The sequence below is a fragment of the Pseudomonas sp. genome (assembly GCF_028293835.1).
GTDB lineage: Bacteria > Pseudomonadota > Gammaproteobacteria > Pseudomonadales > Pseudomonadaceae > Aquipseudomonas.
Map to the genome: position 1 here is coordinate 1 of NZ_JAQGNX010000174.1, position 26,549 is coordinate 26,549.

The following is a 26,549-nucleotide window of genomic DNA, read 5'->3' on the forward strand; positions in this document are numbered from 1 at the left end:
TCACACCCAAGAATCGTTGCGGCCATCAGATAACAAGCAGGCTTTCTGCTGCACACATCGAACCTTTAATCCATCGATTGGCAGCAGCGTTTGGCGCAACGGCTGACACTGTTGTCTGGACTCGATCAGGCGTTCTTCAACAATTCCGGAGCCGAAGCCAACGAAACCGCCCTGAAATTGGCCCGTTTACATGGCTGGAAAAAAGGTATTGAGCGGCCACTGATCGTGGTTATGGACAACGCGTTTCATGGCAGGACATTGGGCACATTGTCGGCCAGCGACGGACCTGCCGTGCGCCTGAGCTTTCACACGCTGCCAGGGGATTTTATCAAAGTCACATTTGGCGACAGTGCCGCGCTGGACAAGGTTGCCGAGACCTATGGCGCTCGGATTGCCGCCGTGTTGGTGGAGCCGATTCAAGGTGAAGCGGGCGTCCAGGTCGCCCCCGCCGGTTACCTGCAAGCGCTACGCGACCTTTGCAGCCGTCGTGGCTGGTTACTGATGCTCGATGAAATTCAAACCGGCATTGGCCGCACCGGCCTGATGTTTGCCTTCGAGCACGAACGCATCGTCCCGGACGTGCTGACCTTGGCCAAAGGCCTGGGCAATGGCATCCCCATTGGCGCCTGCCTGGCTCGGAAAAAAGTCGCACAGTTATTCACCCCCGGCAGCCATGGCAGTACCTTTGGCGGCAATCCTCTGGCTTGCCGAGTCGGTTGCACCGTGCTGGATATCATCGAAGACCAGGCACTGCTGAACAATGCCGAACGCCAGGGCCAACGGCTACTCACCGCCTTGCGCGCTGAATTGGGCGATCACCCGAACGTGCTCGCAATTCGCGGGTTGGGATTGATGATAGGCATTGAACTCGTCAGCCCCTGCCGGGATTTGACGTTAATCGCCGCGCGGGATTTCGGGCTGTTGATCAACGTTACTCGCGGACAGACCATCCGGCTGCTGCCGCCGTTGACCGTTAACGATGAAGAGGTGCGCATGATTGTGGATGGGCTTGTTCGGGTGTTGAGTGCGGTTAACTCCTCCTATATCGCCATCGCCCAACTGAGCGCGCCACCCATCTAGAAGTCGGTGGGGTTTATGGAGCGCTTACGGTATTTCGGTTGGGACGCAGTGTCGCTGCTCGGCAGGGCTTGAACCCGCGCGAGGCTGACGCCCAAGATCAGGTTCAGCGCGTCCTTGCTGGCGATGGCGTTATCCATCAGGTGCTTCAGCTGCGCCTCGTTGGAGGTCTGGCCATCGATGAAAACCTAGCCAGTGCGGGCGACGATTGCCTGATCCACCAAGCGTTGTTCGTAGAGGCCATCGCCGGGCATCGCCGCCGGCGAACAAAACAATCCGATGACGTCAGGGTGCCAGTGCAAAAAAGGGGACAGTCCTCTTTTCTCTTTTGCGCCAACTATTAAAATTCGCGGTACGTTTTAACTGTCTAACAGATCCCCATCAGGTGGCGAAAGCTGATGTCTACTCCACCAAGGCCCCCCTTTAGCAACCCATTTTTTACGCAATTCTGAGTGCACCATTGAAGAGTCATCATAACCAAACTCTGTTCCGCAGATAGCGTTTGCAATCGGCGTCAATCCCTCCGCCACGCCACCTGCGATGGCACCACTGGCGAAATTTTCCCCTCTAGCAGCCCTCAAAAGTGATCGCACCACCACTATTGATCAGCAGGAAAACAGCTACCGAAATTGTTCCGGATAGGATGGCCGGATTTAATCGTTAGCCGTCCATATCCCCGAGTGTGAAACCGTGAGTGGCCTTCCCTGCATCTTTTGCTGAAACACCAAACGCCTTATCGAGCACACCGGTTGCAAAACCCGCCACCAGCCCGCTGACTAAATATCCTTTGAGATTCTCAGGGGAGGTAACGTCCTTGAGAGTGGCGCCTAAATTACCTTTGTTGTTGATCGCACTGATTGCGGTTTGAGACAGCGCCGCTGACATGCCAGCGACAGCAGCCGCGCCGGCGGCGGTTGCAATACCTGCTGCTGCCGCGTCCGAAAAACCTACGGCTATAGCTGCGCTGTACGCACTAGAGGAAGCGGAAGCGGAAAGAGCTGCGGCGGTGCCTGACCCAGCGGTAAGTACCGTGATGATGATGATAATTGCCAGCATCGCCCCAACACCTAACCCCGAGTGACTGTACTCGTAAGACTCATGCACCTCTTTAATGAGTTGCCAATCGACGTCGCCGCGCTGTTCGGCATATTTCAACCAAGCCATTTGTGGATCGGCCGCAACCATGGCATCAATGGCTTGACTCACGGTTTGCTGATTCACCTGCTTAATGTCGATGTGCAGGCCGTCCACCGCATTGATCGCTACGTTCCCCTGAGCGATCAGTTCACTCTGACGCAAGGTTTCATTAGTCACACCACTGCCTGCCATAGACGTCCATGCAAGGCTGTTGTCTGTTTTTTCGTGGTTCTCTTGGTGCAAGTCCTTCACACCCTCAAAGGTAATTTTCCCGCCGCTATAAATCGTCAGGTCATTACCGCTGTCGAGCTTGGCAACCTGATAACGCTGATCTCCCCCACTGACCAAAGTCAGATCACCCCCGGTAGTGATTTCGCTCCCGATATTGGTGACTTGGGTAACCTCATCCTTCCGGCTCTTTTTACTACCGAAGCTACCCTTCCTCTTCATGTCATAGAGCGAGTAATCGCTGTCTTGTGCGGCCAGCAAATCAAGTTGTCCGCCAGCGACCAGATAGGCCTCTTTGCCCGCCGTCACATTGCTGGAGACCAGGGTCATGTCCTGCCCGGAGCTCAGCGTGACATCGCCGCCGGCCGTTACCGTGGTCGAGACTTGTTCGGCGTGGTCTTTTTGCTCTGTGACGTGGTGGGTCTTAGAGTAGAAGTGGTCTTCGTCGGCAGCCGAGCTTAGGGTGAGGTTTTCAGTGGCCGCCATGGACACGTCGTTTTTTGCCGCGATCTGGCTGGCGGCTGCAGTGATGTCGCGACCGGCCTGGACTGACAGGTCGCCACCGGCGGTGACGCTACCGCTCAACTGAGTGATGTGGTCGTCGGTGTATTTGGTTCCAATGGTGTAGTTGTTTTCGGTTTGCGCAGACACGAGGTTAACGTCTCGGCCAGCACTGATCGTGGTGTCGTGACCGCTCTGCAAAACGCTGCCGACGTTGTTGACGTCGCGGCCCGCTTGGATAGTCAGGTCGTTGGCGGCTTCGATACGCGCAGCGCTGTCGGCGTAATCGTTGCTGGTGCTGCGGTAACCATCGGACGCTTGCGCCGTGGTGACGGTGCGTTCGTTAACCACATCACCACTGACAGTGGTCAGGCTGACGTCACGACCGGCGATGATGCCTCCAGCGTTGTTGGTCAGGTCGTTGCCCGCCAGCAGGTCAAGGCGACCGCCGGCCTGGAGCAGACCGCTGTTGACCATGTCGTTACCCGCCATGGCGGACAGGTTGTTGGTGACTTTGAGGGTACCGGCGTTATCCAGATTTTGGCCGGCGATAAGGGTGACATCGCTGCCTTGGATCAGCGCGCCGTTGGGAGCGAGATTGTTATCGGCTTGGGCCAGATAGACGACCGGCACCAATAGATGCTGACCATCCACCACCTGGTCTTCCATCCACACGATGTCGTGGGTCAACGCGGCGACTTGCTCGGAGGTGAGGCTGACACCTACGATCAGGTCCAACGCGTCCTTGCTGGCGATGGCGTTGTCCATCAGGTATTTGAGCTGCGCCTCGTTGGAGGTCTGACCATCAATGAAGGCTTGGCCGGTGCGGGCAACGACTGCCCATTGAACCAGGGTCTCTTAGTACAGGCCGTCGCCCAAGCGTTCGGCGCTGTCGTCAAGATCGTAACCGAGGCCGGCCAACAGGTAGTCCGAACTCATGAATTGCTTGAGGCCGGTAATTGCCGGACTGGTTTCGATATCGCTGTTGGTAAAGTTATTAAGCATGAAGGTCAGAAGGTTACCATTATCTATGTTCAGGAGTTGTCCAGATTCGGCATCAGCCAAACACTCCTGAACCACCTTACTTCTTTCCTCCCGCTTACTGACACGCTTGAAACTCTCACAGATGTTAGCTCAGTTCATTTTAAAAATCTGTAATGGGGATCATAAACAGACAATGGTTTTACTGGAAGCCACTCAGCAGGAATATAGGGACTGTCCACCTTCACTTCATAACCATGACGCCAAGCGATTTTTGAAAAAATAACACCAAAGGTCGAAATTAAACCTTCAGAATAGCCACCTTCGGCACTCGCCCTCGCACGAATCTGTTTGGGTGAAATGAGTTCAGCTAAAACGCCTTCCATTAACCTTATATCACCCTTTGCTAGCGCTGCGAAGAACTCATTGTCTAGCAAAAATCGGGCAGTTTTCCCCTTGGGTGGCTTGGCGCTCATTTGTAAGCATCGTTCGGACAACAGTTCCCACTCGCCCTTAACCGCCAACACTATCTGGTAACCGGTATAATCGGGGGTGGTCACAGATTCAATTCTTTTAACATCTCGTATTTCGGAAAACTGGCAAAACCAGTCAATCAATTGCTGATTATCAGAAACTAATGGCCTCATGAACTCAAGCATTTTATAAAGGAAATTCATTTTATCGCTTCTAACCTGAGAAGCATATTGATTTAAACGCCCCGATATATAGAACCACTCTTTCATTGCATATAAATCTTCCATTCTAAACCAAGCGTGCATTCCTTTAGCATATGCGTGCGACGCAAGTCGCTCTGAGCAAGCAGCCGGATCGCCTTGACCAGTCTCAACATTATTAGCGAGTCGATAAATATCAAACCCACCATCAAGGTGCGAGTCTATATGTTCTAATCTAGATCGAGCCATATCAGGGATTATATTCATATCCAAATCCTTATTAATATTATTTAACCTTAACAATAATCAGCTGTCCGGTGCTTCGATCAACACCGGCCACTCCTTTGATCAAACTACCATTTTCAATACTTTTTGAGACGGCGTTGTACGCATCGGAACCTTTGTCTAAACTATCCAAAACCTTATAGATCCATTTATCAGACATCTGAACAATTCCATCAGCCGCAGTACTCAACGAAAACCCACCATCGATCTGCTTCGAATCAAGCACAATCACGCTTCCATCCGGGCCAACATATACATGGTCAAAACCGTTATTACTCCCATATTTTCCGCCATCAAGGGCCTGTAGACCTTGCCTCTGCGCTACTGACTCCACTAGGTCTTCCGTCAATGCACCAGTTTTGTCCACGCCTGTAGCTATCGTCGCAGCTATAGACTTTTCAGCATCTGTCAAGTCGGTAATAGCATAACTGCTTTGACTGAGTTTGCCCCCGCTGACATAACCTCCCGCAGTAGGCTCGACTGCGGGAAGCTCATCAATGGCGGGTAAACCTGATTTTATAGTAACCGGGGGCTTGGATATAATAGGAGGATCAGCGACGACAACCCCTTCCGGATTTTTGGGAAGAGTAACGGAATTCAAGTTTTTGCTAGTGGACGCTTCCAAACGCGCAAGGTCATCACTGATTTCCAAGCTGCTTTTGCCGGCAAATGCCCCCAGTGCCTTGCTGGAAACCTCAATTCCTACTTTTCCAAGCGTTACGCCCGCCTTGGCAGCGCCACCAATCCCAGTAACAATACTCCCTACTGTATAAATCAACTGACCCAGATCACGCCCAAGTTGCACAGCCTCAGCATCGCCACCCGTTTCGAGCGAAACCTTCATTCTATCAATGCTGGCCAGCAAGCTATTTACTGCCGTGTCTCCGAGTGAAGCTCGAACCTTCGGATCGCTTACAACGGATGCTAGGCCTTGCAGACCATCGATGGGATGAATTAAGAATTGAGACAGCCCTTCTACGTCCTGCCAACCGCCTTGAGCGATACCTGCCCCAATGCCGGATGTGGTCAATATGTCTTGCTTGCTCGAAACCAAACTCCACTTGGCAACGACGCCTAACTTTTCCACCAAACCGGTGGCTGCATCGTATTCCTTCTGAGCTTGTACAATTTGCTGGGTAGCCAACCAGTTGTTATCAACATTCGCCGTTGCCGCATTCGTTGCCGTTGCTGCACCGCTTGGATCGGCCATTGCCGCGATCCCAGCTACCAAGCTAGTGATCAAATTACTCTTAGCTTCGCGCTCAGCTTGGGTTTCGTCTGGATTAGTGTTGGCAAAAAGATTGGTCAGAATACTGCTCGCAGCCCCGCCCAACGCACCGGCGGAACAACTCTGGCTGCTGGCAGCCGCTCCAGCGCAGCCCATAATGGCATGCAAGGCCGCATGGATCGGATCGCCTTCCTGAATTTCGCCAGCAACCACCAGCTTGCCAATGTAATCACTGCCCTGTTGCTGGATGTAGCTAACAAGCATGTTTTGCGCAAACTCGCTACTTACGCCGGTGACGTTTCCGGAAATACCGGCCACCAGTGCAGTAGCAATTTGTCGATAAGTGCCGCCAGCGCCCCAGTCATTGGATATTTGTTTTATGTCTGCTTTTAACGCGACCGTGTCATCAATCAGCTTCTGGCGGTCGTCATCACTTAAATCGGCGTTTTGTACGCTTGCCTCATTCTTTTTGATTTGCGCAGTTTTGTCGTCAATTTCTTTGGCGCGCGATTCCAGATAGACGCCAACGTTCTGTACGAACTTGCCAGCAATATAGAAATCGCCCTGAATTTCATCAGCATTGAAGATTGGTTTAAGTTTGTTGCTGCCGTCCTTGTCACTAGAGACATCAGTGTTAATTGCAGCGACGGTCTGTGCAGCTGTTTGCCCAGTTAGCGCTTGCTGTTTGGCCTCGTCGTTGATTTTGACCGTGGCACCACTAATACCGCTCTGCGTAATACTGCTAGCACTGCCGCTGGCGGATAAAATGACGGGGATGTTGGCACCCAAATGATCGACCGTAGAGACTTGCGGTCCGGGCGCGCCAGCTTTTACGTTGCCATCTCCGTCCCGACCGAGAGTGCCACCGATGCCACCACTCAGGCCAATGCTGGTGGCGTCATAATCTGCTTTGTTTTTGATGTCCGAAGAGGTCAAAGACCCCGTCGACAGTGTGTTTTTCCCATCTTTTACAGCCTGATCGGTACTTGCGATTACAGCACCAACCAGATTGGTGTTGCCTTTCACATCGACCTGAAAACCACCATCGCCCGCTTTTATGCCCGATTGCTCGGAGACGCTGGCGTAGTCGCTGTCCATTTTTTGCTGGCTAAAAGAACCACTGCCGCTGCTGGCACCAAAACAAAAAGGTGGGATGCAGAGGCTTACGCCAACGCTCGCATTCGTTTGTTTCGATGTGAAGGTGCTGGTGTCCTGGACACTTTCGAGCGTTAGATTACCGCCAACAGTGGCCTGAACCTGGTTTGCAGCTACGACAGCGCCTTTTATTGTAGTGTCACCAGCACTGTCCAGATGGACTGCATTTCCAGCCTTCACTTGTGTGTTGGTTTGCGTTACATCGTCGCCGTTGGCATTCCCCTTACCCGCATTTGCAGCTAGGTCCAATGTAAAACCGTTTTTTTGTCCCAGATTGAAGCCAACCCCAACACTCCAACCGCTGTTAGCGTTAGTGCTGTTCTGAGTCGCAGTATTTTGTGCAGACAGCAGGTTGATATCGCCGTCTGCTTTAAGATCAACGTCATGTCCGGCGTTGATGCTGCTACCAATTACGTTGAGCGTGCTGGCTTGGCCTGCGCCGGTCGCAATGATGCTGACATCGCCGCCCGCGGCAACAGTGCTGGGTACGACATTGAGGCCAGATTCACTGCTTTCACTGTGACTTTGGCTGTTACTTAGGTTAACGCTGACTTTAATACCGGTCTGATTGCCGCTCATCAGCGTTTGAGCGGCATCGTAGGCTTGCTTTGCACTCATCGCGGCATTGGCTGCGGCCAAAGCCTGAAAGCGTACGTCGGACGTTTTGTCTGCCGATTGCGCGGCGTCTTGAATCCCGCGTACGGCGTTCACCAGCGGTATATCGATGCTTCCGCCAATGGCTGTTCGGTTAGCACTCTGTGTATGGTCGGTGCCCAGGCTATCGAAACCCGCCTCGATATCTACCTGTTTGGCTTTGATCGAGATATCGCCAGCGGGTGCAATAACGCTGCTCGCAATTTGGTTGTATTGGTCACCAGCGGTCAGGCCAACGTTGCCACCCAAAGAGGCAATCTGACTTCCTGACTGCTGAGTGGTGTCGTTCTGATTGCCGTCCTTTAACTTGACGACGCCCATTGCGTCCTGCCACCAAGAGCCGATTTCTCCGGCTTTTTTACTGCTTGAACTGGCATCAGAAGTCGAGGTGTTTTCAGCGCTGACGACATTGAAATTCCTACCGGCATCAATCTGAATGTTGCTGTCGGCTACTAACGTACTGCCTTGTACGGTCGTATCCCGGCCGCTCTTGATATCAAGGGTTCCGGCACTAATGCTGCTGCCGATGCTTTGAGTTGAACCCTGTTGGTTATCTTGAGCTTTTTGGGTTAGCGAAGGTGCCCCTACAATATTAAATCCAAACTTGCTTGATTGACTGGACTGCCCGGATTGCTCGCCCTGTTGAACTGTACTGATTACAACGTCTCTACCAGCAGAGAGCTGAACGTTCTGTTGTGCCGTGAGCGCAGCGGCCTTTAAGACGATGTCATTGTCCGCTTGCAGGTCGATATTTTGACCATGCAACTCAGTGCTGGTAACCGTGGTCTGGCTAGAAGAACTGCTATCAGACTTACTGGAAAAGAACCCTTTTTTCGAATTAGCGCTGGCTTCACTACTAGAGTTTTCGGCTGCGTCCAAGTTGATGTCGCGGCCCGCGCTGGCTTGCAGCGCCCCTATTGCACTCAGCGTCGCGCCCTGCGCGTTAATATCCTGAGCAGCAGAAATGACTAGTTTTGTTCCTGCCTGAATTACAGAACCAATCGCCGTATCGCTCTCACTCTCGCTCATCTTCGAGCTTTTCTTGCCCCACGATCCCTTCTTGGTTTTCGACAGATACGAGTAGTCCGTATCCTCAGCCGCCAGCAAGTTCAGGTCCTTTCCAGCATACAAATACGCTTCGTCTGTCGCGCTGACCTTACTGGCAATCACATCCAGATCTTTGCCCGCACTCAACGCGACGCTTCCCCCCGCCGTCACCACCGTCGACACCTGACTGACGTGATCCTCCTGACTGGTGTACTTCTTGGTCTTGCTGTAGCTGTGTTCTTCATCCGCTGCCGAAGCGAGAATCAAATTCCCTGCAGCTGCAACAGACACGTCATTTTTTGCACTGATCTGACTGGCGACTGCCGTCACATCACGCCCGGCCTGAACTGTCAGGTCATGACCCGTTGTGACGCTGGAACCGTTTTGAACAATGGTTTCGCTGTTGTTGTTAGTGCCATGAGCGTCGCTGTTGAGCACTTGCGCCGAGGTGATATTGACGTCGCGGCCAGCGGTGAGGCTGAGGTCGCTGCCGGCTTGCAGTACGCCGCCGGTATTGCTGATGTCGCGGCCTGCCTGGATGGTCAGGCTGTTGGCCGCTTCGACGCGAGCCGCGCTGTCGGCGAATTGCCGCTCTTGGGTGTAATAACCATTGCTGCTGTCGTGGGTGGTGACAGTACGTTCGTTGATTACATCGCCGCTGATGGCGATAAGACTCACATCACGCCCCGCGATTACGCCGCCCGCCTTGTTGGTCAGGTCATTACCAGCCAGCAAGTCAAGCCGACTGCCCGCACTCACCAGACCGCTGTTAACCAAATCATTACCGGCCGTAGCGGCGAGGTTATTGGTGGCCTTCAGCGTGCCTGCGTTGTCGAGGTTTTTACCCGCAATCAACGTGACGTCAGAGCCTTGAATCAACGCCCCATTAGGCGCCAACCGATTATCCGCCTGAGCCAAATACAGCACCGGCACCAACACGTGCTGACCGTCCACCACCTGGTCTTCCATCCACACGATGTCGTGGGTCAGTGCCGCGACCTGTTCGGCGGTGAGGGTGACTCCGACGGTCAGGTTCAGCTCGTTTTTGCTGGCGATGGCGTTGTCCATCAGGTATTTGAGTTGCGCCTCGTTGGAGGTTTGGCCGTCGATGAACGCCTGACCAGTACGAGCGACGATGGCTTGTTCAATCAGCTTTTGTTCGTAGAGGCCATCGCCCAGACGTTTGGCGCTGTCGTCAGGGTCATAGCCGAGGCCAGCGAGCAAATAATCCGAACTCATGAATTGCTTGAGGTCGGTGAGTGCCGGGTTGGTTTCGATCAGGTATTTCTGTGGCTGGGAGGTGCTGGCGCTGGTGGGCACGCCTTGCACTCTCGTCAGGCCTTGCGCTGTGGAACCGGACTGCGCCTGGTGTTGAGCGGTGCTGACACTGGCGCCACCGAGTGACCAGTTTTGCGTGCCGTTGTTGGTGGTGCTGGTGTCTTGGCCGCTCAGGCGGAACAGGCCGTTTTGCCCGGTGGGCAGGTCGAAGCCGGGCAAGGTTGTGGGGTTGACCTGCTGTTGAGCGAGGTCAGGTGGCAATTGTTGATTGAGGGTCACGAGGGTGGAGAACGCAGTACCCGGCGTGTCAGTGTTGGTGCGCGGGCCGCTGCCGATGTAGTTGTAGCCAGCGCGCACGACGCTGTTGTCGAAGTTGTTTTGGGTGCTGATGTTGACTGCGCCCGCTGCCTGAATCACCGCCGAGTAGGTTTGGTCGCCGGTGGCCAGTTGCGTGGTGCTGGTGTGCTCGGTGATTTGGGTTTCTGTGGTGCCGATGAAGCTGGCGATAGCGGCTTCCAGACCACTTAGGTTGTTCGGATTGTAGTTGGCGCTCTGGTACCAGTATTGATTGGTCAGCGCGGCCGCGGCGGCGGTCCAGCCGCTGGCGTTGTTGGTCCGTTCGCTGCGAAACGCACGTGCGTATTCAATGTCACTGGTTTCCACGCCGCTGTTGGTCAGGTTGTTAAGCACGGCGGTCAAACTGCCGCTGGTGGCGATGTTGCTGCTCTGATTGACCAGGTCGCCGCCCTTGATGCTCAGGTTGCCACCGGCGGTGATGGTGGAGGCGGCGCTGGCGGCAGTCACTTCCAGTTTTTCACGCTCCACTAGTTGCCAAACGTGGTTCTGCTTACCGCTGCAGTCGCCCACGTCGTGACTTTCGACGCAGGGTAGTTCGTAGATTTCAGCGGTATAAATCCCGGCATCATTAACGGTCAACACCGCCCGAATATTCTGAATCGTACTGGCCGCCAAACTCATGTTGCCGTCGCTTTGAATCGACGACGAACTGTTGACGATGCTGTTGGCGAACCCGCCGGCACCGTCACGGTCGATGCTCAGCGTTGAGAGGCTGTAGACGTCGGCGTAGCTGTTGGTGAAGTCCGCAACCCGCAGCGACATCGCGCCGCCGCTGAAGATCAGGCCGTGGTCGTTGACCAGTGAGCCGGTGGTGACGGTCAGTGCCTGCGCACTGCCGAGGGTGCCGTAGTTGCCGACGCTGCCCGCGTTGAGCAGCATGCCGGCGCTGGAGGTCACGCGACCGTAGTTGGTGAGCTGGCCGCTCGCGTTCAGCGTGGTGTCACTACCGCCCGCGATGCTGCCGACGCTGCCGATGTTGACTTGGCCTGCGCCGAGGCCGAGGGTGCCGGCGCTGCTCAGGCGTCCGTTGCCGCCATAGGCGCCGCTTACATTCAGGCTGAGAGTGCCATCGCTGGCGATCAGCCCATCGTTACTCCAATTGCCACCGCTGCCGCTGAACACGCTGGACGCCAACAACTGCCCAGTCGCCGTCTGACTCAAGTTATTAACATTAACCGTCAAGCGCCCCGCCTGAATCACCGCATCGTTGGCCCAAGTATCGGCATTCAGCGTCAAACCACCCCGAGTCACCATGCTGCCGCCCCCCGCGCCCATCACGTTCGCAGTGGAGATGCCAAGGGTGCCGGTGCCGACGTGCAGCACACTACCACCGGCGTTGAGGAAGCTGCCGGCGCCGAGGTTGAGGTCGGTGTTGGCGCTTTCGAGGGTGCCGTTGCGGTTGTCGAGCAGGCCGCCGATGGTGAATTGGGTAACGCCGCTGGTGCCAAGGGCGCGCAGTTTTCCGCTCTGGTTGTTGACGCTGGCCGCAGTGATATTAAGGATGCTGTCGCTTTCGATGATGCCCAGTTGGTTATTCAGCGCTCCGCTCAGACTGAGGTCGATCTGGCTGCCGGCGATCTGGCCGTCGTTGCTGCCGCTGTTGTCGAAGTTGTTGCCGGTGACGTTGATTTTGCCTTTGGCGTACAGGCCGCCGTTGCGGTTGTCGAAGTCGGCGGTGGTGATCAGGGCGTCGCCGGTTTGCGCGGAGATGCGGCCACCGTCGTTATCGATGCCGCCCAGTGCGCTGATGGTCAGGTTTTGCGCCTGGGTGATGCCGCCCTGGCTGTTGTTATTCAGGTCGTAGCCGTTTTTCAGCACACCGGTGAGGTGCGCGCTGAAGGCCGCTTGCAGGCTCGAGAGCACGCCGCCGCGACTGTCGAGGTTGTTGGCGCTGAGGGTCAGGTCGCCGGTTTGGGCGATGATTTTGCCGCTCTGGTTGTCGATGTCGCCGGTGGTTGTGACGCCCAGTGCGCCCTGGCTTTGCAGGGTGCCTTTGCCGTTGGCCAGGCTGGCGGCGTTCAGGTGCAGGTCGGCGTTTTGGCTGTAGATCAGGCCGTCGGCGTTGTTCTGCACGGCGCCGGTGGCGGTTAGCAGCAGTTGCCCGCTGGCGGCGACGGTGCCGTGGTTGCTGTTGTCGAGGCCGCCGGTGAACAGGGTCAGCAGGCTTTGGCTGGCGAGTTGGCCGCCCTGGTTGTTGATCTGGTTGGCGTGTTGAATCAGCAGTGGGCCGGCGCTGGCGAGCTTGCCGTTGGTGTTAGTCAGGCTGCCCAGCAGGTCGAGGGTGACGGCGGCGTTGCCGACCAGGCTGCCGCTGGTGTTATCAAGATCGGTGCCGCTGATATTCAAGGCTTGTTGCGCGTTGATGGTCCCGGCGATATTGCTCAGGGTCAGCGCTTGGACAGTCAGCCCTGCACCGCTGTCAATCAGGCCGTTGGCGCCGTTGTTCAGCAGCCCGCCGACGGTCAGGGTCTGGCCGCTGCCGCTGGACAGAATGCCGCCGCTGTTATCCAGGCTGTCGGCGTTGACCGTCAGGGCATTTTGGCTGACCAGCGCGCCGTTGGCGCTGTTGAGCAAGGCGCCGCTGAGACTAACGCTGACATCGCCACTGCGGCTGGAGAGCGTGCCATTGTTGTGGTTGTCGAGACTACCGCCGCTGACGCTCAGGCCTAACCAGCCGGAGATCAAGCCGGTGGGGTTCAGCAGGCTGACGGCGTTGAGGCTCAGTTGCTCGCTGCTGATCAGTTTGCCGGCGGTGTTGTCGAGGGTGCGGCCGGTGAGGCTGAAGCTTTGGCTACTGGAGAGCTCGCCGTTCTGGTTGTTCAGGTCACGCAGGTGGTTGACGGTCAGTTGGCCGCTGGTGGTGATCAGGCCGGCGCTGTTGTTCAGGTCGCCGCCAATGGCCGCGAAATCCAGGGCGATGCCGCTGCCGAGCAGGGAGCCGCCCTGGTTGTTGAGGTTGCCGCTACTGATGGTCAGTTGGGTCGTGGCGTTGATCAGGCCCTGAGTTTGGTTGTTCAACAGCCCGTCGACAGTCAGGCCGAGCGTGCTTTGGCTGGTGACCGTACCGCTGCCGCTGTTGTCCAGACTGCCGGCGTGGGCGTCCAGCGCTGCGGCGGCGATCAGGCCTTTGAGGTTGGTCAGCGTCTGGTTGATGCGCAGGGTCAGGGCCTGGTTGCTGAGCAGTTTGCCGTTGCTGTTGTCGAGGCTATCGGCGGCCAGGGTAAAAGCGCTGGCGCTGGAGATTTCTCCGTTCTGGTTGGCGACGCCGTTGAGGTTGTTCAGTACCAGAATCGGCGCGTTGATCAGGCCGTTCTGATTGTTCAGTTGGCCGTGGTTGAGGTCGAGGGAGAGCGCTGTGTTGCTGAACAGTTGGCCACCGAGCATGTCCAGACCAGTGACGCTGGCGGACAAGGCCCCGGCGCTGGCGATGCGGCCGTTGTCCTGGTTGGTGACTTGGCCGGCGGTGAGCGCCAGGGTGCTGCCACCGCTGAGGCTGCCGTTGTGGCTGTTGTCGAAGGCGCCGGTGCTGAGGCTGAGCGCGCCTTTGCCGCTGAGGCTGCCGGCGTGGCTGTTGTCGAGGCTGGCGCTGTGCAGGTCGAGGCCGCCGTCGGTGACCAGTTGCCCGCCCTGGTTATCCACCAAACCGCTGCTGTTGACGCTCAATTGCCCGGCGCTGGACAGGCTGCCCAGACGGTTGAGCAGACTGGCGGCGCTGACACTGAGCAAGCCTTCGCTGCTGAGCAGGCCTTGGGTGTTGTTAAGGTCGCCGGTCAGTTGGACAGTCAGGTTTTTCTGGCTGCGTAAGGTGCCGGTGCTGTTGTTCAGCGTGGTGCCGCTGACGGTCAATGCGGCTTGGGAGGTCAAACTGCCGTTCTGGTTATTCAGGGTGGTGGCGTGAATCGTTTGATCGCCGTTGCTGCTGATCAGGCCTTGGGTATTGAGCAATTGGTCAGCTGTCACGGCGAGGCTGCCGTTGCTCAACACCCGACCGTTATTCTGGTTATCCAGCGTGCCCGCGCTGATCTGCGCACTGCCCTGCCCGCTGATGGTCCCGCCCTGATTGAACAAGGTTTGCGCGACGGTAGCTTGCAGGGTACGGCTGGCGATCAAGCTGCCGCTGTTGGTGAAGTTCTGCGCCGTGACACTGACATCACCCGTGCTGTTGCGGCTGTTGTCGGCGTTGACCCCGGCTTCAATGATCCCGCTGTTGGTCAACTGACCGCCGCTGGACAGGCTGATGCTGTCCCGCGCCGCGAGGTTTTGCTGGGCGTTGAGGTCGCCCGTGGTGCTGATCGCGAGGCTGCTGCCGGCGTACACCGGGCCGTTGACCTCGGCGCTGGCGGCGTTGATTTTGACCGCGCCACTGGCGGCAGTTTGGGCCAGGCTCAGGTGGCCGTTGACGTCGAGTTCAATATCACCGGCGCTGGCCGCCAGGTTGCCGGCCAGTTTCACGCCGACACCGGCTTCGGTGCCCACCAGTTTGATCGCCCCGGCGTACATCCCGCCCAAAGCACTGGAGTCGATGGCCAGTGCTGGCGCGTCGGCCGGGCTGGCGCTACGTGGAGTCGCGGCCAGCGTTTGCGCGTCGACGTCGTTGCGACCGGTGACGATGGTCAACTGATTGGCGTGCAGTTCGGCGTTGAGTTTGGCCGAGCGGGTAACAATCTCGAAACGGTCAATGTTGGTCGCGTTCAAACCCGCACCATCGAGGCTGACGCTGCCGCCATCGACCTGGTAGTGATCGAGCTTTCCGCTGCCGTCGAGGATCGGTTTGCCGGTGCTGAGGGTGACTTGTGGGCTGTTGATGAAGCCGCAGCCATTGCAACTGACGCCGTAGGGGTTGGCAACGATGACGTGCGCAGCCTGCCCCGCGACTTCGGTGTAGCCATTGAGCTGGCTTGGGTTACCGCCGTTGACTTCGTTGAGAATGATGCTGGCGGCGCTGCCGTGAAAGTTCGGGTTGCCGAGAATGATCCCGCCCAGTTGCGTGGATTGAGTGCTATTGGTGGCGTTGTTGAGGATCAGGCCCTGGCTGCCGACGTTGTAGTCCTGATACTGGTTGTGCGACAGACCGGCGCTGTTGGGCGCCGCGATGTTGACGATCGGCACACCGTTCGCCGCTTGGCCGAGACTGGTCGCTGGATTACTGGTTACCACGCCGCCCGCCTGGGCCAGCAGCGGTTGCCAAAACATGGCGTTGGCCAGAATCAGCGCAATCCCGCGCTTGGATATTCCCCAAAAACGCTCGCGCGGGGCTATCTCAGCTGAGGGCTGGCGAGCAAGGAAAGCGAGTTGGCGAACGTCCATGTCAGTATCTCGATGCGGCAAGCGTTAAAAGGGCTTAGAGGAAAAAATCCATCTGGAAATAAATCGGCGTCTCGTGCTCGTTCAAGGCGCCGGGGCGCTCCAGTGAATGGGCGAACGTGACGCTGGCTGACAGGTGCTGACCACGGGCGAATAACTCCACCGAGTCGCTGGAGACCCGGCCGTGTTCAGCACCGTTGTAGCGGTCACGGCTGATCACGCCTTGGTCGTAGCCGAGGCTGGTGCCGTATTCGGCAAGCACCGGGCGCAGCCAGCTCCAGCTCACCGGGCGACTCCAGCGCAGATCGTTGCGCCAGTAACCGCCGCTGTCGCCGGACAGGGTTTGGTCCTTGTAGCCACGGATCGACGACAACCCGCCCAAGCTCATGCGTTGCGGGCTGAACAGCACGTCTTCGCTGTGCTGGCCGGTCATCAGGCTGCTGAAATTCAGGGATTGGTCCCACAGCTTGAATGGTTGCAGGTAACTCAAGGTGCCGGTGTATTTTTGATAACGAGCGTCGGGTTGACTGGCACTGGTGCGGTCGTCGCTTTGAGAACCGAACGCGCCGATGCCGTCTTGCATGCCAAGGTCGATGTTGATGAACGCGCTGCCGATACGACGGCCGTGGTTGAGGCCAAACTGGGCTTCGCTGAGACGATTGCTGCTGACGTCGATGCGGCTGTCTTCGATGTAGTTGTTGCTGCGCAAATACGCGAGCCCGACGTTGAGCGAAGTTTTGCTGACCGCGTCACGGTAGATCACTCGCTCGGCGCGCAACTGATGATTTTCGCTGTCGCCGGTTTGTTTGAAACTGAAGGTATTGGCTTGCGCTTCGGAGCGGTAATCGCTCTGGCTGTAGCTGTAGCTGAAGTTCCACCAGCCCCACGGCAGGTTGTAATACAGGAAGGCGTTTTTCGAGGTACTGGTGTGATCGCTGACCAGATCATGGCCGCCGCGCAACATCAACTGGTCGGAGAGGCCCAATGGGCTGTCCCATTCCAGGCCGACTGATGCCTGTTGTTCGCCAGTGCTTTTCTGACCGTTGTTGTTGCGCGACAACGACGCTTGCCACGGCGCTGCGGGCGCGTTTTTCACCAGCACCTGGCTGCCACCGACTGCTTTGCCGGGAGTCAGCTCCATTTGCGCGTGATTGTTTGGCAGGCGGTTGAGCTGATCGACCATCTGTTCGATCTCGCGCAGGTTGAGCATCGCGCCCTCGCTGCCGGGGAAACTCATGGCCAATTCGCGAGGGGTCAAGCCGCTGCCGTCTTCGGCCTTGAGCCCTTCAAGCTTGCCTTCAACCACCAGAATGCTCAGGTTGCCGTGGGACAAATCCTGCTGCGGCAAGTAAGCGCGGGTGGTGACCATGCCTCGGTCGAGGTACAGGTCGGTGATGACTTTTAGCAGTTCGTTGAGCTGGCCGACGCCCAGGCATTGGCCAAGGAATGGACGCGTCAGTTGTTGGCGGTCCGCGTCGGAAAGATGCTCGGCGCCTTTGATCTCGATGTGCTGGATGCTGAAGCAGCGGGTCTCGGCTGGGGCCGGCGGCGCGCTGGGCAGGCTTTGTTTGCCTGGGAGTTCTTGTAGGTCATCAAGGCGCTTGCGTTGGTCTTCGAGTAGGCGATCCTGGCGATCGCGAATCAGGTCTTGTTCGCCGGGAGTCGGTCCGGGAGCAGCCAGGCTTGGCTCAGCGCACAAAAACTTAACAGCAACGCAATAAAACATAACCTCATCCCGAGGATGATGACCCACATATTCTCGTTCCTTCGATGGCACAATCAATATCAATATGCCATCAATGGTAATGCGATGTTTTTATGACGTCAATTTATTGCTACATAATATTTCAACAAAGTACGACTTTGTAACGAGCCTGACATTCTTTCTTAGACGGCTAGGCAGCATCGCGATGCGCTGCTTGGTTTTTCTATATCCGCGCGACAATTACTTAAACCGCCCCAAATACTGCCCGACCGGCTTTTCATAAAGCCGATAAACCCCAATCCCAACCAAACTCGACAACACCAGGCAAAGCACCACAAACGCACATTGAGTCAGCAGCGAACCCGACTGAGTAAGACGGGTGAATATCAGCCGACACAGGACCAAGGTAAAAACGTGGGTCAGGTACAGGCTGTAGGACGCGTCACCAATGGCTTTGAGCAGGCGCAGGTGTCTGGCCCCGGTGGTTAACTCCAGGCAGCAGGCGCTGTAAACGATCAGCGCCGACGGCAGGCCAAAAACGATAAATCGACCGGACGGGACTTCGGTCACGTTGTCGAAGATCAGCACGGCCAGCGCTACACTCAATAACGCAACAGCCAACGGCGGGCGCAGCAGCGCGTTTCGTTGTACCAGCACGGCGATGATGATGCCGAAAACGAATTCGAAGATGATCGGATTGGAGTAGAAACTCAGCGCGCTGTAACCGAAGCCACCAACGGCCCCCACCAGGCACAGCAATGCGAACAAGGTAGGCACCAGCACCAGTCGTAGCGGCGCTTTCAACGAAACAAAGCAGGCAAACACCACGTAAAAAAACATCTCGTAATTAAGCGTCCAGCCGGGGATCAACACGGGAGCAAGTCGCGTGCTCAGGTCTGGGTTATCGAGGTAGCCTGGGTTCTGAACAGGGAAAAACAACAACGACGAAATGAAGTGCGTCGTCTCGATGACCGTATGTTTCAGTAATTGCGGGGCAATCAACGCCAAGGCGCCCGCAGCGAGGGTCAAACCCCAGTACAACGGCACGATACGGATCAAGCGTCGGCGAATGAAACCGGCAGGGGTGACGTTCGAACGGGAGGTGGTCACCCACATCAAAAACCCGCTCAATACGAAAAACAGATCAACGCCAGATTCGCCAAACTGAGGCAAAACAGCGGTTATCCCAAGGTTTTTCATCTGCACCACGGAGTGGAAGTAAACCACCATCAACGCCGCCGCGCCGCGCAGGTATTGCAGGTACACAAACGTCGGGGCTGGCGTGTGGGCCGCAGCCTCAGCGAGAACAACCTGCTCGCTGGCGCCGTTTCTCACGTAGTTTTCCATTCCGCCGACACTGGGATAAAGCTGGCGAATCACATGCATGATGTTCATGGCTGAGGCCTTTTTATACAGAGGGCAACCCCCGCTACGTCGGCGGAGTGCTGCGACTGGACATGAAACCGAATAACAGCCAAAGCGGCGTCGCTACTGCTGGATAGAAAAGCTGGCGACATCGCCCGTCAATACGTAAACGGAAGTGTGACCGAAGGCCAAACGCACATCGGCGATGGATCGGTGGTTTGCAGCACGATAGATGAAACAAAAGCTCATGAAGAGGCAAACCGACCAGCGTGCTCTGGCAGCCAAAGACCTGACGGCTATTATTTCCTCAATACCGGGCTTTGCCAGAACGTCGGGTCAGCGCTTTTCAGCCGTTCTACCGCGTTGTTAATGTGCTTGAGCGCGGCATTACGCGCGGCATCCGGGTCTTTGGCGGCGATGGCGGCGTACACCGCGAAGTGCTCGATATGCACCGATTTCGCCAAGTCCCGACGACGCTCTTCGTTGGATCGGGTGATGCGAATCGCTTCCTTGATGAACTGCGCAATAAACTCATGCAACGACGGGTACAACGGATTGCCAGTAGCCTGAGAAATCGAGCGGTGAAATAACAGGTCTTCTTCAACGCCGTCATGGCCCGCGCGCTCGGCGACGTTAATGGCCTCAAGCGCCTGTTCGATGGCCTGCAACTGTTGTGGCGTGTGCCGTTGCGCAGCCAGCGCTGCTGCCTCGCCTTCGATACCACGGCGCAACTCAGTCACGCGCAGTACCGCCTCAATCGATCCGGACACATCGAAATCAATGGTGAATGCCTTGATATGCGCGCCCTCACACACCACCGTCCCGCTGCCTTGGCGCACCTCGACCAGGCCGGCCGACTTGAGCCGTGAAATGGCTTCGCGAATTACCGTCCTGCTCACTCCAAAACGCTCGGCCAATACCGGTTCGGTGGGCAGCCGCGCACCCGGAAGCGCTTCGCCGCTGGCAATGTGTGCCTTGAGTGCGGTGGTCACCTGGTCGGCCAGCGTGCCTTTGGCGGTATCTTTCAAAACAGCCAGTGGGTTGCCGGGACGGGGTGTAATTTCAAGACTGCGCATAAAGTTCTCTGGAGCAAATAGGTAAACGGTACTGCATTTTAGCCACCGCGTCCGCTTTGGTTGTCGCCCTTGAATTCGTATGACGTATTATGATATTCAGTCAGTTCAGGCAGTCCAATAAAAACAGAATCACCCTATAAAAAAATAAGGATGGGGAAGAAATGACTGAATCGTTGACTCAAACCGCCGTCGGCGTGCCCGCTGATCGCTTCGAGGATATGGCTTACCGCAAAGTTGCGTGGCGTATCTTGCCGCTGTTGTTGCTGTGTTACCTCGTCGCTTACCTGGACCGGGTCAACGTCGGGTTCGCCAAACTCCAGATGTCTGACGATCTGCATTTCTCCGAAGCGGTCTACGGCCTCGGCGCCGGGATATTCTTCATTGCGTACTTCCTTGTGGAAATCCCCAGCAACCTTATCCTGCACCGGGTTGGCGCCCGGCTGTGGATTGCACGGATCATGATCAGCTGGGGCATCATCTCTTCTGGAATGGCCTTGGTCAGCACTCCGATGTCGTTCTACGTCATGCGCTTTCTGCTGGGCCTCGCTGAAGCCGGGTTTTATCCGGGCGTAATCCTTTATTTGTCTTACTGGTTCCCGACCCACCGCCGAGGCAAGATGTTTGCCCTGTTCGCCACCGCCGTGCCGCTGTCCGGGCTCATCGGTGCGCCACTGTCTGGCTGGATCATGACCGCATTCAACGGCGTTCACGGCTACGCAGGCTGGAAATGGCTGTTTTTCCTTGAAGGATTGCCTTCAATTGCAGTCGGTATTTTGGTGATTTTTTGCCTCAGTGACCGTATTTCCCAGGCCGGCTGGCTGACCACTGAACAAAAATCTCTGCTGCAGAGACGTATTGACGCTGAAACCGACGCTCATCAGGTCAGCAGTGTCAGGCAGGTGTTCCGTCAGCCGCGCATCTGGTTACTGACCGGCATCTACTTTTGCATGATTGCCGGTTTCTACACCGTGGGCTTCTGGTTGCCGACGCTGATCCGCCAGGCCGGGGTCAGCGATGTCTTGCACGTTGGTCTGCTGACGGCGATTCCGTATGCCGCTGCCGCAGTGACCATGCTTTTGGTATCCCGCAGCGCAGATAAACTTCGCGAGCGCCGCTGGCACTTGGCTCTGACCGCCGTGGTGGGTGGCATTGGCTTGCTGATATCCGCCACCTGGAGTGACAACTTCACCATCTCCATGATCGGCCTGACCCTCGGTGCCATGGGCGCCTTGAGCACCCTTCCGCTGTTTTGGAGCCTGCCCACCGCGTTCCTCGGCGGCACCGCAGCGGCCGCCGGTATTGCGCTGATCAACTCATGCGGCAACCTCGCCGGGTTCGTCTCGCCCTACCTCATGGGTTTCCTCAAAGACATGACCCAGAGCACCACCATTGGCATGTACGTCATGGCCAGCGCCTTATTTCTCGGCGCGCTATTGATCTTCAGAATTCCCGGAAAACTCGTCAACCACTGACGTTTGGAGCATTAATGAATATTCTCGTCACTGGCGCGGCTGGTTTCCTCGGCCGACGCCTGATAGAAGCCCTGCTGTTGCGTGGCTCGCTGACCAACCGCAACGGCCAGACCGCGGCGATTACGCAAATCACCGCGTTCGACATGCTGCCCCTGGAAGGCATTAATGATCCGCGGATTAAAGTGGTCTGTGGCGATATCTCAGACCGCGCCACGCTGGACAGCCTCCTCGACGCCCATACCGACAGCGTATTTCACTTGGCAGCGGTGGTTTCCAGCCAGGCCGAAGCGGATTTCGAACTGGGCATGCGGATCAATTTCAGCGCAACGCAAAACCTGCTTGAGCGGATTCGCCAGATCGGCACCTGCCCTAAATGGGTCATGACCAGTTCGGTGGCGGTGTTCGGCGGCGCGCTGCCGCAGACGGTGCCGGACGACCATGTCTGGGCGCCACAAAGTTCGTACGGCACGCAAAAAGCCATGAACGATTTGCTGCTGGCTGACTATAGCCGCCGTGAGTTCGTCGATGGCCGCAGCCTGCGCATGCCCACCATCGTGGTGCGACCGGGCAAACCGAACCTGGCCGCCTCTAGCTTTGCCAGCGGCATCATCCGCGAACCGCTCAATGGCCAAGACAGTGTTTGCCCAGTGCCGGTGGAAACGCGTCTATGGTTGATGTCGCCGGCACTGGCGATTCGAAACCTGATCCACGGGCACGAGTTATCGAAAGAGCAACTGACCCGGGGCCGAGTAATCAATATGCCCGGCCTGTCGATAACCGTCGAAGGAATGATCGAAGCGCTGCGCCAGACAGCAGGCGAGGCGGTTACCGGGCGGATTCGCATGGAACGCAACCCGGCCATCGAGCGTATCGTCGGTTCGTGGCCTGGGGCGTTTTCTGCCGATTACGCGAAGGATATCGGGTTTACCGCAGACGCTGATTTTGCTGAGGTGATCACGCAGTTCATGAGCGAGTATCTGCCGCAATAAGGGCGGGTACCGCTGCACGCTTCCATAGGGCAACGCATAACTTATTGCTTATTGGGGAAATTTGTAGGAGCGGGCTCTATGCGTGCTGCGCGACAGCGGTCCTGCAGAATTTTGATCGAGGAACCGAACATGACGACATTCCCTGACCGCCCTTTGCTGGGCTGTATTGCAGACGATTTTACCGGTGCCACTGACCTCGCCAACATGCTGGTTCGCGGAGGCATGCGCACGGTACAAAGCATTGGTATTCCCAGCGCTGACATCGCCGATCAACTCGATGCTGACGCCATCGTTATCGCCCTTAAATCGCGTACAGTTTCTGCCGCCGATGCGGTGAAGGAATCCCTCGACGCCCTGCGCTGGCTGCGTGAGCGTGGCTGCGAACAAATATTCTTCAAATACTGCTCGACGTTCGATTCCACCGCTGCCGGCAACATCGGCCAGGTCAGCGAAGCCTTGCTGGAAGCACTGGACAGTGACTTCACCCTCGCCTGCCCAGCCTTTCCGGAAAACGGTCGAACGATTTTTCGCGGTCACTTGTTCGTACATGATCAACTGCTCAGCGAGTCCGGCATGCAACATCACCCCCTGACACCCATGACCGACGCAAACCTGGTGCGCGTGCTGCAATCGCAAACCCAGGCCAACGTCGGCTTGTTGCGTTACGACACTGTATCCAAAGGTGTCGACAGCGTTCGGGCGCGCATCGCTGAGTTGCGTGCCGACGGCGTGCGCATGGCGGTTGCCGATGCACTGTCCGACGCCGACTTGTACGTACTCGGTGAAGCGTGCGCAGACCTGCCTTTGCTCACCGGCGGTTCCGGTCTGGCGCTGGGCTTGCCAGGCAACTTTCGTCGCGCCGGCAAATTGAAAGAAATAGACGCTGCCCATGTGCCCACTGTCGGGGGCGGCGAAGCGGTGCTCGCGGGCAGCGCATCCCAGGCCACCAACGGCCAGGTTGCTGCCTGGATCGAGGCGGGTCGCCCAGCCTTTCGAATCGACCCCCTGGGGTTAGCCAAGGGCCAACCGGTGGTGGAAAGCGCATTGGCCTTCGCCCGTAATAACCCCCAAACGGTATTGATCTATGCCACCAGTAGCCCCGACGAAGTCAAAGCCGTACAAACGCAGTTGGGAGTCGAACGCGCTGGCAGCCTGGTTGAGCAAGCCCTGGGCGCCATTGCCGTCGGCCTGCGCGAAGCTGGGGTTCGGCGGTTTGTGGTTGCGGGCGGAGAAACCTCGGGGGCAGTGGTTCAGGCATTGGGTATTCAACTATTGCAAATAGGTGCACAGATTGACCCCGGCGTGCCAGCCACCGTCAGTCTCACTGGACAACCCCTTGCGCTGGCACTGAAGTCGGGGAATTTTGGGGGCCGAGACTTTTTCGCCAAGGCGCTTCATCAACTGGCCGGAGGCTTGTCATGATCGACGAAAATGCATTGCGCCAAGAGATCTGCGAGGTTGGCCGCCTGTTGTATGGTCGGGGCTACACGGTTGGCAGCGCGGGCAATATCAGTGCCCGCCTGGATGACGGCTGGCTGATTACGCCGACTGACGCTTGCCTGGGTCGCTTACACCCCGAGTCAATCGCCAAGGTCAATCTTGCTGGAGAGTGGGTGTCAGGCGACAAACCCTCAAAAACCCTGGCACTTCATCGTCAGGTCTACGACCGCAACCCTGGCGTCGGCGGTGTGGTCCACACCCACTCGACCCATTTGGTCGCGTTGACCCTGGCGGGCGTTTGGCATGAAGACGACATTTTACCGCCGCTGACCCCTTACCAAGTGATGAAGGTCGGGCACATTCCGTTAATTGCGTATGAACGCCCCGGATCACCGAACGTGGCTGACCGCGTAGCACAACTGGCCAACAGCGTACGCGGCGTGATGTTGGAACGACTGGGGCCGGTGGTGTGGGAAAGCTCTGTGTCCAAGGCCAGTTACGCCCTGGAAGAGCTGGAAGAAACCGCCCGTCTCTGGTTAATGAGCCATCCAAAACCGGCGCCCCTTGACCAGGCTGCATTGGATGAGCTGCGGGACGTATTTGGCGCTCAGTGGTAACACACCATCTGCTGTGGTGTAGTTGACATCGGCCATTGGATTAATTGGTTATTTCAGGAGTCACCATGCCCCGTTTTGCTGCCAACCTCAGCATGCTCTATCCCGAGCATGAGTTTCTTGACCGCTTCGCCGCTGCCGCCGCCGATGGTTTCCGGGCCGTGGAATTTATGTTTCCGTATGACTACACCGCGCAAGAACTGAAGCAACGGCTGGACGATAACGGCCTGGTTCAAGCCATGTTCAACGCCCCGCCCGGCAGCTGGGCGGCGGGCGAAAAAGGCATCGTGTCCCTGCCCGGTCGAGAAGCCGAATTTCGCAGTGGCTTCCGTCAGGCTCTGGAATATGCAGCGGTATTGGGCAACGACCGAATTCATGTCATGGCCGGCCTGCTGCCGTCCGAATCCCATCGCGCCAGTCACCATAGGACCTACCTGGAAAACCTCGACCACGCGGCAACCGAGGCGGCCAAGGTCGGGATAACCGTGCTCCTCGAGCCAATCAATACCCGAGACATTCCGGGCTTTTTTCTGAACTATCAGCACCAGGCCCAAGCCGTCTGCACAGAAATCGGCAAGCCCAATCTTAAGGTCCAGTTCGACATCTACCATTGCCAGATCGTCGAAGGGGACGTAGCGACCACGCTTCGCCGCGACTTCGACGGCATCGGTCATATCCAAATTGCCGGTGTACCTGATCGCCACGAACCGGACATGAGCAACGAAGTGAATTACCCGTACCTGTTCAACCTCATCGATCAATTGGGCTACAGCGGCTGGGTGGGCTGCGAGTACCGCCCCCGGGGTAATACATCCGAGGGCTTGCAGTGGCTGCGCGATTGGCGAGCGCAGTCGGTTTAGCGTTTATCTGTAGCCAACTTGTTGGCGAAGCGGTTCGCCCGATAAACCGCGTTGCCCGCCTCGCCAACAAGTTAGCTCCAACAGGAGATCGTCGGAATGGTCCGGAACAGATTTGTGTTTGCTGCGCGACAGCGAGGCGTCTGGACGACCTGCTACAGAGTGCAGATTATCAATACCCCTGAGCCGCGACTTTGCCGCCGCTGACGATGGCGATCCCGGAGCTGGTGCCTAAGCGCGTGGCGCCAGCGTCGAGCATGGCTTGAGCGGTCACGGCATCCCGTACGCCACCTGACGCTTTGACGCCGATGTCGGGACCCACCACCCTGCGCATCAACAGCACATCATCAACCGTTGCGCCGCCATGGCCAAACCCGGTGGACGTTTTAACAAAACCAACGTTCAACTCGCGGCATATTTCGCAAGCGTGGATTTTCTGAGCCTCGTTGAGCAGGCCGGTTTCCAGAATCACCTTAAGCGTCACCCCATCACAAGCGCTCAGCACCTCAGCAATGTCAGCGCGCACCTGATCCAGCAAACCGTCCTTGAGCCATCCAATATTCAGCACCATGTCAATTTCGCCCGCACCGGCCTCAATCGCCGCGCGGGCTTCAAATGCCTTGGCCGCGCTCAAACCGGCGCCCAACGGAAAGCCAACCACTGCACACACCAGTGGCGATGCGCCACGCAAGCACTCTGCGGCCAGTGGGACGTTGGCACTGTTGACACACACCGATTTGAAACCGTGTTCGATGGCCTCGTCACACAGCTTTCGAATGGCGGCTTGCGAAGCGTCAGCAGCGAGTAGGGTGTGGTCGATGTGGGCGGCGAATTGAGTTGCAGTGGCTGGCATGGCGATGTCCTTTCCGAGGAATGCAGCGAGGTAGCTGCCGGATGTTAATTTTAAATCATTAAATGTGAATATTCTTACATTGTAAAATATTTTTTGCGACCGCCCTTGTTACTCCTTTCCAGGCCCTGGACCGAAGAAACTTCCGCTGCGGTAATTTTTACCCTTTTTGTTAAAAATTTAACAAGCCGTCTTGACACATCCCAAGATGAGGTCCAGATTTTCAAATGTGATTTGCACTCACATTTGTGATCGCCGCCCACGATGCACGAGGT

12 protein-coding genes and 2 pseudogenes are annotated in these 26,549 nt (G+C 56.9%); 6 read left to right on the forward strand and 8 right to left on the reverse strand.

Annotated elements, in window-relative coordinates; translation table 11 throughout:
• Nucleotides 1-1,080: pseudogene (locus JWR17_RS23815) on the forward strand (aminotransferase class III-fold pyridoxal phosphate-dependent enzyme); the annotation flags it as partial.
• Here JWR17_RS23815 and JWR17_RS23820 read toward each other — a convergent pair.
• From JWR17_RS23820 to JWR17_RS23850, 7 genes and pseudogenes are all read right to left on the reverse strand, one after another.
• Nucleotides 1,077-1,217: a hypothetical protein gene (locus tag JWR17_RS23820; protein ID WP_299835459.1), complete on the reverse strand. Its 141-nt coding sequence runs from the start codon at nucleotides 1,215-1,217 to the stop codon at nucleotides 1,077-1,079. The pseudogene JWR17_RS23815 and the gene JWR17_RS23820 overlap by 4 nt on opposite strands.
• Nucleotides 1,218-1,737: 520 nt before the next feature.
• Nucleotides 1,738-3,921, reverse strand: a pseudogene (locus tag JWR17_RS23825) (hemagglutinin repeat-containing protein); the annotation flags it as partial.
• Between the two features lie 161 nt (nucleotides 3,922-4,082).
• Nucleotides 4,083-4,865: an Imm49 family immunity protein gene (locus JWR17_RS23830; protein WP_299835461.1), complete on the reverse strand. Its 783-nt coding sequence runs from the start codon at nucleotides 4,863-4,865 to the stop codon at nucleotides 4,083-4,085.
• Between the two features lie 19 nt (nucleotides 4,866-4,884).
• A complete protein-coding gene (locus tag JWR17_RS23835) occupies nucleotides 4,885-15,909 on the reverse strand; it encodes a hemagglutinin repeat-containing protein (protein ID WP_299835463.1) in 11,025 nt (3,674 codons plus the stop codon).
• Between the two features lie 34 nt (nucleotides 15,910-15,943).
• Nucleotides 15,944-17,632, reverse strand: coding sequence for a ShlB/FhaC/HecB family hemolysin secretion/activation protein (locus JWR17_RS23840; RefSeq protein ID WP_299835464.1), 1,689 nt, complete (start codon nucleotides 17,630-17,632; stop codon nucleotides 15,944-15,946).
• Between the two features lie 219 nt (nucleotides 17,633-17,851).
• Nucleotides 17,852-19,006: an acyltransferase gene (locus JWR17_RS23845; RefSeq protein WP_299835466.1), complete on the reverse strand. Its 1,155-nt coding sequence runs from the start codon at nucleotides 19,004-19,006 to the stop codon at nucleotides 17,852-17,854.
• 269 nt (nucleotides 19,007-19,275) lie between these two features.
• Complete coding sequence (locus JWR17_RS23850; protein ID WP_299835468.1) at nucleotides 19,276-20,052, reverse strand: FadR/GntR family transcriptional regulator; 777 nt, start codon at nucleotides 20,050-20,052, stop codon at nucleotides 19,276-19,278.
• 161 nt (nucleotides 20,053-20,213) lie between these two features.
• Here JWR17_RS23850 and JWR17_RS23855 point away from each other — a divergent pair, with 161 nt between their 5' ends.
• The 5 genes from JWR17_RS23855 to otnI all read left to right on the forward strand — a co-directional run bounded on the left by JWR17_RS23855 (nucleotide 20,214) and on the right by otnI (nucleotide 25,427).
• Nucleotides 20,214-21,524: an MFS transporter gene (locus JWR17_RS23855; RefSeq protein WP_299835470.1), complete on the forward strand. Its 1,311-nt coding sequence runs from the start codon at nucleotides 20,214-20,216 to the stop codon at nucleotides 21,522-21,524.
• Between the two features lie 14 nt (nucleotides 21,525-21,538).
• On the forward strand, nucleotides 21,539-22,513 hold the full coding sequence (gene denD / locus JWR17_RS23860) for a D-erythronate dehydrogenase (RefSeq protein ID WP_299835472.1): 975 nt from the start codon (nucleotides 21,539-21,541) through the stop codon (nucleotides 22,511-22,513).
• Between the two features lie 129 nt (nucleotides 22,514-22,642).
• Nucleotides 22,643-23,935 carry a 3-oxo-tetronate kinase gene (otnK, locus tag JWR17_RS23865; RefSeq protein WP_299835474.1) on the forward strand — a complete coding sequence of 431 codons (1,293 nt, stop codon included), beginning with the start codon at nucleotides 22,643-22,645 and terminating at the stop codon, nucleotides 23,933-23,935.
• Entirely contained in the window at nucleotides 23,932-24,570 is a 639-nt protein-coding gene (locus tag JWR17_RS23870; RefSeq protein WP_299835476.1) for an aldolase, read from the forward strand. The genes otnK and JWR17_RS23870 overlap by 4 nt, the downstream gene beginning before the upstream one ends.
• A 65-nt stretch (nucleotides 24,571-24,635) precedes the next feature.
• The gene (otnI, locus tag JWR17_RS23875; RefSeq protein WP_299835477.1) at nucleotides 24,636-25,427 is read left to right on the forward strand and encodes a 2-oxo-tetronate isomerase; all 792 of its coding nucleotides are present in this window, start codon (nucleotides 24,636-24,638) and stop codon (nucleotides 25,425-25,427) included.
• Between the two features lie 169 nt (nucleotides 25,428-25,596).
• Here otnI and deoC read toward each other — a convergent pair whose 3' ends face one another.
• Entirely contained in the window at nucleotides 25,597-26,277 is a 681-nt protein-coding gene (gene deoC, locus JWR17_RS23880) for a deoxyribose-phosphate aldolase (protein ID WP_299835479.1), read from the reverse strand.
• Nucleotides 26,278-26,549 lie beyond the last annotated feature (272 nt).